This is a genomic window from Fervidobacterium pennivorans DSM 9078 (assembly GCF_000235405.2).
Taxonomy (GTDB): domain Bacteria; phylum Thermotogota; class Thermotogae; order Thermotogales; family Fervidobacteriaceae; genus Fervidobacterium; species Fervidobacterium pennivorans.
On record NC_017095.1, the window covers coordinates 1,201,123 to 1,214,684 of the forward strand.

The following is a 13,562-nucleotide window of genomic DNA, read 5'->3' on the forward strand; positions in this document are numbered from 1 at the left end:
GCATTGGAGGTGTTGTGAAGTGAAATTTTTCTACAACTTGGAGAGAAAGGATAACTTTGAATACATAGTTCTGCGGGTTGAAGAAAATAATCTGTCAGGAACAGGAGCAATACTACCAATTAGAAAAAACGGTGAGAACTATAAAATTTTTATGGGGGTAATTGAAGAGTACAGAAGCATCGTTGAAAAACTGCACTGCGAAGATGTTTTTGTCATTACCGGTATACTTGAAGAACATTTTCCAAACCATCCGAAGGTTAAGTTTGCAATCCAAGCAGCAGTACTTGAACTGTTTTCTAAAAAATACAACCTTGACATCAACAAACTTCTGGGCGGTCTGAAGTCAACCAAAAATGAGTTGTGTGGTGAAAGGCTCTTCCCTGAGTACTTGGGAGATGTCTTTCATGCAAAATACTATCCAGGAACCAAAAAAGAAACGAATACGACATTTGTCCTAACAAAATATCCAAATAACGAGATGGATACTATCCTCAGTGCGCTTTCCTCAAATTATGAGTATCTGGAGGTGATTTCTTGGAGAGAACTTTTATAATACTTAAGCCAAACGCAGTTAGAAGAGGGCTCATTGGAGAGATATTGAAAAGATTCGAGCAAAGAGGAATAAAAATCGTCGGTCTAAAGTTTCTTTGGATGACACAGGAGCAATGTGAAAAACTGTATGAACCACACAAAGGTAAACCATTTTACGAAGAACTTGTGAACTTCATGATGAGCGGACCTGTTGTGGCAATGGTTGTAGAAGCACCGAGAGTAATAGAAATGGTAAGACACATCGTTGGAGCAACTGATCCACTTAAAGCAGAGGCGGGAACAATAAGGGGAGAGTTTGCACTAACCGTAACTAAAAATCTCATCCACGCAAGTGATTCTGTTGAAAATGCCGAAAGAGAAATGTCCATATTCTTCTCACCAGAGGATTTGATAGAGTATAAACTTGATATACAAGACGATATTTGATAAAAAGCCACTTGAAAAATTCAAAACCTGGGGGTCAACCCCAGGTTTTATTCTTGATTAACCTACCCATTATTCCTCAACAGGTTTTCTAACGCGTATCATGACTTCATAAGCGATGAAAAACACTATAAGAGCCGAAACGAAACCAGCTACTGGACTATTAAATATACCGGCAATTAAATAACCCAGTGCAGAGATTACCATAACAAACGTAGCGTAAGGCATCTGTGTGGCGACATGTTCAAGATGCGGGCAACCAGCTCCTGTTGAAGATAAAATCGTAGTATCTGATATAGGTGAACAGTGGTCTCCAAAAATCGCACCGCCAATTGAAGCACCAACTGTAATAAGTGCGCTGTTCAAAAGGTTAGCACCTGTTTTCTCAGCGAGCGCTATAGCAATTGGCATGGCAATAGGAATCATTATCGCAAACGTTCCCCAGCTTGTCCCTGTGGCGAAAGAAATAGCTGCTGCAATTATAAACACAACAACCGGTAAAGCCCACAATGGAAAACCGCCGCTTGTGACTACATGAGCAAGATACTTCGAAAGTCCCAATCCACCATCTTCCGGTGAACTCTTAATAACCGTTCCTATCGTCCAAGCAAGGGTCAATATAACAAGTGCTGGAACCATTGACTTTATACCACCAACAATAGCTTCTCCAACTTTTTGGATTGTAAGTAATCCTCTTAGCATAAAATATATCGACGCAAAAACTAATGTAAACAACGATGCATAAAATAAGGCCTTGGAGGCATCAGTGTTGTTAAACGCTTCTTTGAGTGTCATAGACTTCACTGCTTCTGAAAATGTATGTATGTTTTCTCCGTCTATCGCTCCAAGGTATGTAGTAATTGGGAAGAAAATCACCGCAAGACCGACAAGAACAAGAATTGGCAAAATCATGTCAATCGCTCTAGCCCGTTCCTTGACAACTATACCTTCTTTAACTTCACCTGTTGGTTGACCAAATTCTGCATTGTAAAGTCCCAAACCTTTGAGCGCTCGGTTTTCACTTTTTGCCATTGGCCCGAAGTCCCTTCTGAGTATGGTTTGAAGAACCATAAGTATTGCTAGTATTGCGTATAGATTTATAGGTATGAGTAGGATAAAGAATGTGAATTCACTAACACCAAGCTTTGAAAAGCCATCTGAACCTTTGATGATACTCATTATAGTAACCACCCAGCTTGAAATAGGCGCCAAGACACTTACTGGGGCTGCCGTTGAATCCAATATATACGCGAGTTTCGCTCTTGAAATCTTTTGTTCATCAGTAACAGGCCTCATAACGGTGCCTATTGTTAAGGAATTAAAATAATCATCGATGAATATGAAGATACCAAAAAGCCATGTTATGATAAGCGTACCCTTTCTACTCTTAACCTTCGAAGCCATCCATTTTCCAAAGGCACTTGCGGCACCTGTTGCTTGCATCAGACCAACAAAAGCACCAAGGAGAGCACAGAACAATATGATTCTTATGTTCCACCCATCGTTAAGCGAATTAGCGATACCGTCTGTAGCATCAATTAAAGCAGTAACAGGATTCCAGCCGTTGACTATAAGATACCCTACAAACACTCCTGTGAAGAGAGAAAAGATAACCTCTTTAGTCAAAAGTGCTAACGCAACAGTAATAACTGGCGGTAACAAGCTCAGCCAACCATAGTGTTCCATGTTTTCCCCTCCTCCCTATAATGTTATTTTGCTAGATTATACCACTTTTCAGTTACAAAACAAAGCAGGAATTACAATTTTCTGTAAATATCTATCAACTTTGCTATTTACTGAGTTTGTAATTACCACCTTTTCGTGGTATAATAAATTTAAAAATGTACTTGATTTAAGAAATTTAGGGAGGTGTGAACATGACAGGGAGAGAACTTTTCAACATCGCTATCAAAGTAGAATCAGCGGGCTACGCTTACTACTCTAAACTATCCGAAAAGTCTACAGGGCAACTCAAAGAATTCTTCAAAGAACTTGCAGAGCAAGAAAGAGAACATGCAAAAAGATTCGAGGAACTAATGAAAAAGTACCAAGAAGACCAATCACTGGCAACTTGGCAAAATGAAGAAGTGAGCGGTTATGCAGAAACTTACGCAAAAGCTTTTATCTTCCCGGAAATTGAAAACGAAACGGTTCCGGAAACTATCTTTGGTGCTTTGAAAAAAGCTATAGAGGTCGAGAAAGATTCGATAATTTATTATAATGAAATCAAACAAATAGTTCCCGACCCAAAACCAATTGAGGAAATCATCAATGAAGAAAAGGAACATCTTAGAAAGTTGTCCGAAAAACTTCAAAGCGAGGATTTATCAACGTACAGTGAAGGAAGCATGATTTAACGGACAAGTAATCGTAAAAAAGAACCCGGGAAACCGGGTTCTTATTAATACATTTGATTGTAAAGTTAGGAGGCCACTATGGATTTATCAAATGCATATAAAATGGAGAAAGTTTACAAAGTCAGCTTTTGGGCAATCTTTCTTTACATGAATCTTTTCGCCAGTTCTTTTTTATTTTCCATAGAGATAACATTTTCATTCGTTGGCGATGTTATGTTCCATATGCCTACTGTAAATTCCGCCTATTCGAATGGAAAGTACCATTTTGAAAATATCTTTGAACACATTAAAAAATACATTGAAAAAAGTGATATTGCCTTTTGTAACCTTGAGACTACTCTTGGTGGCCAACCGCATACTGGCTACCCACGGTTCTCTTCACCTGATGAAGTGCTTGATGCATTGAAATATGCAGGGTTCGATATTATCAACGTGGCAAATAATCACATGCTTGATAGAGGTGTCTTAGGATTGAAGAGAACGTTGGAACAAATAAAAAAACACGAATTAATATACGTAGGTGCTCGTTCCACTCCACTTGAGGAACTGTACAAGATTATTGAAGTGAAAGGTCTTAGAATTTCATTTGTTTCATTCACTTATTCAACAAATGGTATTCCTATTGATGAAAAGTACAAATACATGTTCATGTATATCTCAAAACAAACACTTCTTTCGATTCTTAATGAAATGAAAAAGATATCAGATGTGCTCATAGTCTATTTTCACTATGGAAACGAATACGAAACAACCCCTACAAAAGAGCAAATAGAACTTGCATACCTTGCGTTGGACAACGGTGCAGATATGGTTATTGCAAGCCATCCCCATGTTCTTCAGCACATTGAGCTTGTAGAATACGGCCCGAAGACAAAACTTATAGCTTACTCACTTGGTAATTTTCTTTCAAACATGAAAGCCCCTGGTACAGATGAGGGCGTAATACTAAACGTAACTTATCATCCTATAAAGGGCGTTGTTGATGTAACTCCTATTCTCACGTGGGTCCACTGTTACAAGTTAGCAGGTAAATCCTATTATAGAATATTACCTGCTGCAGATTTCACTCTATACCCCGATGAATTGCTAACAAAAACTGATACAAAAAGACTGGCACAAATAGCTCAGAAAAAATTGTCTGAACAGAAAGTAAAAAGACCGCTAATTTCGAAAACTTCTAGCAACCTTAATACTTCATTAAAGAATTATTTTTACAAACAACTTATGAACTCTCTTATACTTTTGCACTAACGTTAAAACTTCGGATTGACACAAAGTTATTAGTGACATACTTATGTAGTAACCTTAGTAAAAAATTTGCCTTTGCTGATAAAAAAAGAGGACGACTCTAAGTCGTCCTCTTTTTGGCTCCGGCGGAGGGACTCGAACCCCCAGCCTAGTGGTTAACAGCCACCCGCTCTGCCGGTTGAGCTACGCCGGAACACTCTTTATATATCGATTTCTATTATACCACATTCGTAAAACTTGTCAAGACCTTACTTTCTTGAAGGTTCCTCTTTCGCTTGCGCGTTAAAATAATATTATGAAACCTTTTTCTTGTCAAGCCCCCTTTTTTAAGTAATTTAAGACTCCGATTAAATTGAGAATAAAACAGCATTTAACGTTAAAGATGTTGAATTTTCACAACCTTGCCGGTATAATTATTTGCAGAACAAACAAAAAACAACATAGTTAGCATCGGAGGTGATAACATGCCAATGTACAGATACGTGTGTGAAAACTGCGGAAACGAAGAAGTTCACATGCATGGATTCAACGAATCTCCAACGATATCATGCTCTGCGTGTGGTGGCAGGATGACAAAAACGATAGGTAGAGTAGGAATTGTATTCAAAGGTAGTGGCTTCTATATCACTGACAGCAGAAAATCAACAACATCAAAAAACGAAAACGAATAACCAAAATTAAAGCCCCCGAATTCGGGGGCTAATTTTATCCTCTACAAAGGCTTACTTTATAATCTTTACGTTGGCTGCCTGAGGACCTTTTGCACCGTTCTGAACATCAAACTCGACTTTGTCGCCTTCTTTGAGTGTTTTGAATCCTTCAACTTGAATAGCACTGTAGTGAACGAAGATGTCTTCTCCGTCTTCTTTTGTGATGAAACCGTAACCTTTCTTTGCATCAAACCACTTAACTGTACCTTTCATGTAACAACGCCTCCTAAAATCTTATTTACTAACCGCCGTCCTTATTGTGGCGGTTGATTAATTATACACCAGTAGGTTTCAAAAGTCAATAGACTTCTTGGTTATGTAAAAAGAAAAAGAATAAAATCTGATAGAAGAAAACTTATCTTAATCGTTATCAACAAAATTTTCCTGTTACGAGCACAAAAAAGCCCCCGTTTGGGGGCTCATTTTCATCCTCTAAAGCTTACTTTGAAAGCCTTACGTTGGCTGCCTGAGGACCTTTTGCACCGTTCTGAACATCAAATTCTACTTTGTCGCCTTCCTTGAGTGTTTTAAACCCATCAACCTGAATAGCGCTGAAGTGAACAAAAATGTCTTCTCCGTCTTCTTTTGTGATGAAACCGTAGCCTTTCTTTGCATCAAACCACTTAACTGTACCTTTCATGCGATAACGCCTCCTAAAATCTTTCTTTCTAACCGCTGTTCCATTTTTCAGCGGATGATTGATTATACACCCCTGGCAAAAAAAGTCAATACCTTTTTAAAAATATCTTTCCTCAGAAAAGAAAAACCCTTCAAATCCTTACTGTTAATGCTATAATTGATTAATGCATATCGTGAAAATGTTATAACTCAGTCAAAGAAATAAAGAAATATGGTAAATTAGTAGAACACGGTCTTGAAGGTCTTGTAGTAGACTTTGTCCTCTAAAACTTATTTTTGAACCACCAAAAGTCATTATGATGCAGTGTTTCAGAAGTCTTAAACCCTCTATATACTCCATATCAGACCAAGCAAGGGAGGAAAAACATGAGAAAAGACAAAAAAACAGAAAAAGAGTACCGAAAATTGAACAAGATTTATCAACTTAGCCGAAGCGGAAAGTTGATGATAGAAAGAATCCGAAAAACGAAACTCAAAATTGGCATAGTTGCCTCATTGGTTTTTCTCATAACCTTTATCATATTCTTTACGTTGATATTTCCTGAAAATGGTGTTATAAGCACAAAAAAATTGGAAAACTTAAACTTCTCTTCAAATAGTGCAGCAACTTATTTAGAGGCACCGCACTTAACGACCATAATGGATAGTGTCACTACATATAGCACTGATACATTTTTTTACATCAAGATATTTCCACCAACAACAAATGAACTCTCAGAAGCCAGTTTGGTCTTACTGAAACCACAATTGACCAATACCAATTTATCAAATGCAAACGTTGAGAATAACAATAGCCAATCAGAGCAAAACGAAGGACAATCAAGTGAAGAAAGCCAGAATTCCTTTAACACAGAACAAACTAACCAAAAAGGTACCCACGAGAGTAATGCTAAAGAAAACGAAGTAGAACCTATAAAGCAAAGCCAAGATGTGGACATTAAAACTGGCATTACCGTTTCGCCCTCCAAATATCATTACGTTATTGCTTACAATATCAATGTTTTTGACTCCCCTGAAAACGGAAAGGTTATAGACAAGCTGAAATACGCTACGTATGTTGAAAAGCTAGATGAAGTTACGTACAACGAACTTAATTTCTCAAAAGTCAGATATAATACACCAAATGGATTTAAGGAAGGATGGGTCCGTTCAAGCTCGTTAAGCAACTCGTTAAAATCTATAACAGGTGAAGAATACGACGAACTCGTATTCGAACCCTTCAAAAAGATTAAGGCAAGAATCGATGATGTAAGAGGTATATACCTCACAAGAACATCAGTTAGTAACGTTCAAAAGATACAACAGTGGACAGAATTTGCAAAAGCAACAAATATAAACGCATTTGTTATAGATGTTAAAGACGATGAAGGATTTATGCTTTTCGAAACAAATGCCGCAGCTGAAATTGTTCCTGAAGCAAATGCTAAGGCTTTCTATAAAAAAGAAGAAATGAAGAAGATCGTAAAAGAACTTAAGGACCAAGGCTTATACTTAATCGCAAGAATTGTTTGTTTTAAGGATCCTTCTTATGCACGTGCTCACAAAGACAGGGCGATAGTATACAAAGACACTGGAGAACCTTACATGGGAATCTACAAAGTACCGTGGGCATCGGCATACGATAGACAGCTTTGGGAGTACAACGTTAGGGTCGCTATAGAAGCAGCCGAAGTTGGTTTCGACGAAATTCAATATGATTACGTCAGATTTCCAGAGCTCACCAAGGAAACTCGCCAGCGCGTAAATTTGAGACAGGTCGGAGATGAGTCCTTCGCAGAAGCTATTCAGAAGTTTTTAATTTACTCAAAAAGAAAGCTTGAACCTTACAACATTCCTTTGGCAGCGGATGTTTTCGGACTTGTATCAACTGCTGTTGATGACGTAGGTATCGGTCAATATTGGGAAGCTATTTCGAACGTTGTTGACTACATATGTCCGATGTTTTACCCGAGTCATTATGCACCAGGCTCTTTTGGGCTCAGTGTACCTGATGCGTACCCATATGAGACGATTTACAACGCTCTAAAAGACGGAATTAGGAGAAATCTGCATGTACCAACCCCTGCGAGAATAAGACCTTGGCTCCAGTCATTTACTGCAACGTGGATTAAAGGACATATCGTATACGACGAAGAGGCTATTCGAAAACAAGTAAAAGCTGTTAAAGATTTAGGAATAAACGAATACATGTTATGGAACGCGTCAAACAATTATAAGAAAATGTGGTACGAATGATTTTTGTTCGTATCTCGAACTAAGTAATTTTTTGTGGTATAATATTTTACAAGGTGCTCAATACTCAAAAGTTCCGGTGGTGAGTACATGCGTTTGGATAAATTTCTTAAAACAAACCGAATAATAAAAAGAAGAACCGTAGCTCAAGAAGTTGCAAAGGCTGGACTTGTGAAAAAAGATGGAAGGATTCTAAAGCCATCCTACGAAGTCAAGCCCGGAGATATTTTGGAAGTTTCATACGGTAGACGTACTTTGAAAATTTTAGTTACCGATGATATGAAATACCAAATTCTTGAGGAAAGATTCCGAGGTGACGAAGATGAGGAGTCTAATTGAAAATCATGTCGACGATTTTTTGGAAATACTTACCTACGAAAAGAGATTTTGGAAGGAATTCTGGACGAAGTTACCATTCAAACCTATTACTGAGAATTACGCAAAGCAATTTGAAAATTTCTACGAAAAATTGGCTAATCTTTCTCGCAATCAATTGACCGAATTCTCACATGTATACGACGAGCACAAGGAAAAGATGAAAGAAGAACTTTCCATAAGGCTTCGAAAAAATGCCCGCGATTTGGAATTGTCGCGTGAGGATTTTGTTATTTACCTTATAGTAGGGATTGGTGAAAAAGATTGGGTTGTTGTTGACGGCAAGCATGAGAAAGTAATTGTTTTCGACGTCTTTTCGCTTTGGAAAAAAGGGAAATTTTCGTCTCTTGCCGATGCTGTCTACCAAGCTGTTATACATTTCAGACACGGAGATCTGGAAGGAGATTACTATGACAAGTCCGAAATATTCTCAAAATTAAAGGATGAAATTACAAAACTTGACAACGCGAACATCTTGCAAAATATCTGTGAGCTTTTGGATAAACATGTTCCATATTATAACTGGACAGGATTCTATTTGATGGACGAAAACGAAGAAGGTGTGCTTGTTTTAGGTCCATACGTTGGCGAACCAACAGAACACGTGCGAATACCTGTTGGAAGAGGTATTTGCGGACAAGCTGCTGCAACAAAATTAACGTTCGTGGTGCAAGATGTTAGTTTGGAAACCAATTACCTTTCCTGCAGCCCTCATGTGAAAAGTGAAATCGTTGTGCCTATATTACGCAATGACGGTAGTGTTTTTGGAGAAATTGATATAGACAGTCACTTCAAAGCACCTTTCGATGAGAGAGACCAAGAATTCTTAGAATGGATAGCGAAGCAACTACTGGTGAGAGTAGTGCACTGGAAAGAATTCGAAAGAAGAATTAAGATAGCTTACTTGGATAGTTATATCTCCTATATTTTGAATGAAATAGTAAAGTTCAATATTCCTTTTGATGTGAGTCTTTACGTACACTACGATGCTGAAAAAGTTCCAGAGAATCTTTACAAACTCTGGAGAATTGCTCGAAAAATGCGCAATGCTAAACTCGATAAAATATTGGTAGTAGATAACGTTGAGGAGCAAAAAGCCGAACTAAGAACAAAGCTTGGTAATTTTGTATTAAACTACAACGACTTACAACTACCTGTTCCAGAAATAGTAAGAAAGATGATTGTTGAAGGAACACAAGAAGCTTCAAAAATACTTTTCTCGATCCATCATACGGCAACAAAATTAGCGCAAAGCTTCGTGAACACAAGGCTTATAACAGAATATGCGTTGCAACCGGAGAGTAATGTCAATACGATTTTGTACGCTTTTTTAACAGGTATAACCGCAGGCTATTCAGGTTCTTTTAACAGAGCCATGTTTTTCTACCACACTGACGGTCAGTTTGTCTTTCAGAAAGCTCTAGGTCCTAGGACTGAAGAAGAAGCTCACAGAATCTGGGAAGCCATTGAAGACATAGAACTGAATATGTCAGATTTCTTGGAAACGGTCTCTAAAGATTTTAATTCGGCCTTAGAATTGCTATACGAGGGAAAAGCTATAAGCGAGGAGCAAATAACCAGATACCTTGATGGCGAACCTCATATAGTAAAAAAACAAGATTTACCAGAAATCGCTGAAGAGTTTGATATTGTTAACGAGTTCGCTATCATGACTCTTAAGAGTGGGAACAAACTTGTTGGTTTGCTATTAGCAGATAACAATTTTGACCGCAAACCTATATCCGAGTACCAACTCGCTGTCTTAAAAGATTTAGGACACCAAATGGTTCTAATTTTGGAAAATAGAAGATTCATCGAAACAATGAAAGAAAAAGCCGAGGTTGATGCATTAACTGGCTTAAGAACTCGCAGGGCTTTGGAAGAATTCATGTCCAGTCCTCCATTGAAACAATTCTCAGTCGTCTTCATGGATTTGAACAAATTTAAGCTTGTAAACGACATGTATGGCCACGAAAAAGGTGACGAAGTGCTTAAGAAATTAGGTAAGTGTATAAACTTGAATGTAAGAAAAGATGACTTAGCATTCAGGTACGGTGGCGATGAGGTAGTACTCATCATCGACTCAGTCGACAAAAACGTCGTTCGAAAAGTTGTGGAAAGAATCTCCGAGTGCTTTGCAAAGTCTACTGAAATGTCCTTCTCAACCGGTGTAGCATTTTACCCAGAAGAAGGCGACATCAATAAAGTGTTGAAACTTGCCGACGAACGATGTTACAAATCCAAATCTACAGGAAAGGTTGAGTTCTAAGGTATTGAAGAACTTATGCTACGGGGAGTGGGTTTTGTGAAAAACGAGGAAAATATAAAGAAAGAAGGTAAGAAAAAAGCTGGTGTATTTTTCAGACTATTAAAATATGCTCTACCGTATTGGCACCTTTTAGCTTTGGCTATCGTAGTTGTGCTTGTCCTTACATATTTAGCACTCTTACCACCGCAAATTGTGAGGAAAGCTATAAACACATATATACTTTCAGAGTCTTTGCAGACAGCCGAAAAGCTTTCGGGAATATCAAAACAGTCCCTTCTGTTCCTTATCGTCTCAGGAGGGATTTTCCTTTTTGAGTACCTTTCGATACTTGTTACTACATACATCGGTGGTCGAGTTGTTTACGACTTACGACGGCAACTATATGACCATGTATTAAAGCTCCCTATGTCTTTCTTCGATAGACATCCTAGTGGACAAATAACAACAAGGATAACAAGCGACACACAAAATGTCCAAGAGTTCTTCACATCAGTTATAACCAGTATTGTCAACGATGTCTTCCTACTTGCAGGTGTAATCATAATGATGTGGAGAATTAGTTCAAGACTTTTCCTTGATATCATTTATATCTTCCCCGTAATTATCGTAGCAATGATTGTTTTCAGGTATTTTGATATCAGGGCATACCGAGCTGTTAGGTCAAACATTGCACGTATCAATGCATACATCGCTGAAAACTTGGCTGGAATGCCTGTGATTAAATTATTCAACGCCGAAGATTACAAAAGGAAAGAATTCGACCAAATAAACAGGGAGCTTTATAAAGCTAGAATGAATCAACTCTACGTTTTCGGTATCTTTCGACCTTTGATTAACTTCTTATATTACCTCACTTTATCGCTTATTATCTGGTTCGGGTCTAAGTATATCTTAGGCAAAGTGCTGAACTTTGGGGACCTTTACGCTTTTGTTTCTTACATTGATACGTTCATGAGACCTATCGAGGATTTATCGGAAAAGTACGATATAATCCAAAACACTATTGCCAGCGGCGAGAAAATCTTTGCGCTTTTGGATGAACCACAAGAAGAACAAGGCAATTCTAACGGGAAAAAGAGCATAGAAAAAGGAGTCATAGAATTCAAAGATGTGTGGTTTAGTTATGACAACAAACGTTGGGTTTTGCAGGGTGTAAATCTTTCGTTTTCTCCAGGAGAGTTAGTCGCTATTGTTGGCGAAACCGGTGCAGGTAAAACAACGATAATGAACCTTATAAATGGAATGTACAGACCACAAAAAGGTGTTATTCTAATAGATAATGTACCACTGGAAGAATACGACATCCATGCTTTGAGAAAAGAAGTATCAGCCGTTCCTCAGGATGTGGTGTTATTCAGTGGAACGTTATTAGACAACATCAGGCTTTTCCACGATGAAATACCCGAAGAAGAAGTTTACAAAGCTCTTGAAAAAGTCGAAGCATTAGAAATCATACAAAGATTACCGAAAGGGATATATACTGAGATAGTTGAAAGAGGAAAAGGTATCTCTGCAGGTGAAAGGCAATTGATAGCATTGGCAAGGTCTGTGTTATTCGGTGCTAAAATATTCATACTCGACGAAGCAACGAGCAATATTGATGTAGAAACAGAGCACAAAATCCAGAAAGCAGTTAGAGAATTGTCGAAAGAAAATACCGTCATAATGATAGCACACAGGCTTTCTACAGTTGTAAACGCTGATAGAATAATCGTTGTCGCTGATGGGAAAATTGCTGAAGAAGGTAAACACTTTGAGCTATTGAAAAAGAAAGGTGCTTATTACAAACTTTACGAAATACAATTCGCCAAAGAGGAGACTGCCTGAATATGGTTCTGAGAGCTTCCTACTGGACCTGGAAATTGCTTAATGGAGAATCTATTCCAGATGAGATGCCCACTGCTTACCTTATGCTTGATGGGGAATGTATGTATAACTGTGCTTACTGCACACATGCAAGAGATTCAGAAAGTGATAATTCATATTTGTCTAGAGTAGTTTGGAAATTAATAGAACTTAAAGATTTGAATTCGATAAGCTTAAAGTTCAAGCGTGTTTGCATTCAGACTGTTAATTACAAAGGATACTTTGAAGATATACTTAACGTTGTTGAACGTCTGAGAGTTCTTGACACCAACAATAAATTACTCATTTCTGTTTCCACACGTATGAAAAACGAAAAAGAAATCGATATACTAATGAATTCAGGAGTTAACGACTTAGGTATTGCTATCGACGTAGTTTCTGAAAATCTTCACAGATTGTATCGTTCTTGGCCCTTAGAATATACCCTCTCATTGATACGTTACGGAGCAGAGAAGTATCCAGGAAGAATTACAACGCATGTTATCGTTGGACTTGGAGAAACGGACAGAGAACTCTATGAAATATTCAAGCTAATGAAAACTTACAACGTCAAAGTCGCACTCTTTGCTTTTACTCCAGTACGGGGAACAAGACTCGCGCATTTAACACCACCATCTCTTGAACGATACAGAAAAATCCAAATACTCAGGTTCTTGATGTTCGAAACAAACGAATCACCGGAAGTAGATTTTGATGAATATGGCAATCTAAAGATATTAAAGTACGATAGCTCTATAGACATCTCAAAAGCCTTCCTTACATCCGGATGTACACATTGTACAAGACCTTACTACAACGACAGTCCGAGAAATAAAGTGTTGTATAATTATCACACAACCATGGAGACGCAAAAGAAATGATTCTGTAGACCTTGACCTTTTGAAAGCTTTC

13 protein-coding genes and 1 tRNA gene are annotated in these 13,562 nt (G+C 38.0%); 10 read left to right on the top strand and 4 right to left on the bottom strand.

Going from position 1 to position 13,562, the window contains the following annotated elements; all coding sequences use genetic code 11:
* The first annotated feature begins 19 nt into the window (after positions 1 to 19).
* Together FERPE_RS05595 and ndk are read left to right on the top strand one after the other, a co-directional pair.
* Entirely contained in the window at positions 20 to 553 is a 534-nt protein-coding gene (locus FERPE_RS05595) for a hypothetical protein (RefSeq protein ID WP_014451682.1), read from the top strand.
* On the top strand, positions 535 to 978 hold the full coding sequence (gene ndk, locus FERPE_RS05600) for a nucleoside-diphosphate kinase (protein WP_014451683.1): 444 nt from the start codon (positions 535 to 537) through the stop codon (positions 976 to 978). Before FERPE_RS05595 ends, ndk begins: the two co-directional genes overlap by 19 nt.
* Positions 979 to 1,047: 69 nt before the next feature.
* On the opposite strand, the gene FERPE_RS05605 is transcribed toward ndk, so the two are convergent.
* A complete protein-coding gene (locus FERPE_RS05605; RefSeq protein ID WP_014451684.1) occupies positions 1,048 to 2,661 on the bottom strand; it encodes a Na+/H+ antiporter NhaC family protein in 1,614 nt (537 codons plus the stop codon).
* A 191-nt stretch (positions 2,662 to 2,852) separates the two neighbouring features.
* On the opposite strand from FERPE_RS05605, the gene FERPE_RS05610 reads away from it, so the two are divergent.
* Complete coding sequence (locus FERPE_RS05610; protein ID WP_014451685.1) at positions 2,853 to 3,332, top strand: ferritin-like domain-containing protein; 480 nt, start codon at positions 2,853 to 2,855, stop codon at positions 3,330 to 3,332.
* Positions 3,333 to 3,410: 78 nt separating this feature from the next.
* On the top strand, positions 3,411 to 4,583 hold the full coding sequence (locus FERPE_RS05615) for a CapA family protein (RefSeq protein ID WP_014451686.1): 1,173 nt from the start codon (positions 3,411 to 3,413) through the stop codon (positions 4,581 to 4,583).
* Between the two features lie 114 nt (positions 4,584 to 4,697).
* Here FERPE_RS05615 and FERPE_RS05620 read toward each other — a convergent pair.
* Positions 4,698 to 4,773 (bottom strand) — tRNA-Asn (locus tag FERPE_RS05620).
* 271 nt (positions 4,774 to 5,044) lie between these two features.
* Here FERPE_RS05620 and FERPE_RS05625 point away from each other — a divergent pair.
* Complete coding sequence (locus tag FERPE_RS05625) at positions 5,045 to 5,251, top strand: FmdB family zinc ribbon protein (RefSeq protein WP_014451687.1); 207 nt, start codon at positions 5,045 to 5,047, stop codon at positions 5,249 to 5,251.
* A gap of 51 nt (positions 5,252 to 5,302) precedes the next feature.
* Here FERPE_RS05625 and FERPE_RS05630 read toward each other — a convergent pair whose 3' ends face one another.
* Both FERPE_RS05630 and FERPE_RS05635 read right to left on the bottom strand, forming a co-directional pair.
* Positions 5,303 to 5,503, bottom strand: coding sequence for a cold shock domain-containing protein (locus FERPE_RS05630; protein WP_014451688.1), 201 nt, complete (start codon positions 5,501 to 5,503; stop codon positions 5,303 to 5,305).
* 226 nt (positions 5,504 to 5,729) lie between these two features.
* Positions 5,730 to 5,930 carry a cold shock domain-containing protein gene (locus FERPE_RS05635; RefSeq protein WP_014451689.1) on the bottom strand — a complete coding sequence of 67 codons (201 nt, stop codon included), beginning with the start codon at positions 5,928 to 5,930 and terminating at the stop codon, positions 5,730 to 5,732.
* Positions 5,931 to 6,295: 365 nt separating this feature from the next.
* On the opposite strand from FERPE_RS05635, the gene FERPE_RS10260 reads away from it, so the two are divergent.
* The 5 genes from FERPE_RS10260 to lipS2 all read left to right on the top strand — a co-directional run bounded on the left by FERPE_RS10260 (position 6,296) and on the right by lipS2 (position 13,531).
* Positions 6,296 to 8,164, top strand: a complete 1,869-nt coding sequence (locus FERPE_RS10260; RefSeq protein ID WP_014451690.1) for a putative glycoside hydrolase — start codon at positions 6,296 to 6,298, stop codon at positions 8,162 to 8,164.
* A gap of 87 nt (positions 8,165 to 8,251) precedes the next feature.
* Positions 8,252 to 8,500 (top strand): S4 domain-containing protein, encoded by a 249-nt coding sequence (locus tag FERPE_RS05645; protein WP_014451691.1) that lies wholly within the window; start codon positions 8,252 to 8,254, stop codon positions 8,498 to 8,500.
* On the top strand, positions 8,484 to 10,805 hold the full coding sequence (locus tag FERPE_RS05650) for a diguanylate cyclase domain-containing protein (RefSeq protein ID WP_014451692.1): 2,322 nt from the start codon (positions 8,484 to 8,486) through the stop codon (positions 10,803 to 10,805). Before FERPE_RS05645 ends, FERPE_RS05650 begins: the two co-directional genes overlap by 17 nt.
* Positions 10,806 to 10,841: 36 nt before the next feature.
* Positions 10,842 to 12,632, top strand: a complete 1,791-nt coding sequence (locus FERPE_RS05655) for an ABC transporter ATP-binding protein (RefSeq protein ID WP_014451693.1) — start codon at positions 10,842 to 10,844, stop codon at positions 12,630 to 12,632.
* 2 nt (positions 12,633 to 12,634) lie between these two features.
* Positions 12,635 to 13,531, top strand: a complete 897-nt coding sequence (gene lipS2, locus FERPE_RS05660; RefSeq protein ID WP_014451694.1) for a LipS2 family lipoyl synthase — start codon at positions 12,635 to 12,637, stop codon at positions 13,529 to 13,531.
* Positions 13,532 to 13,562 lie beyond the last annotated feature (31 nt).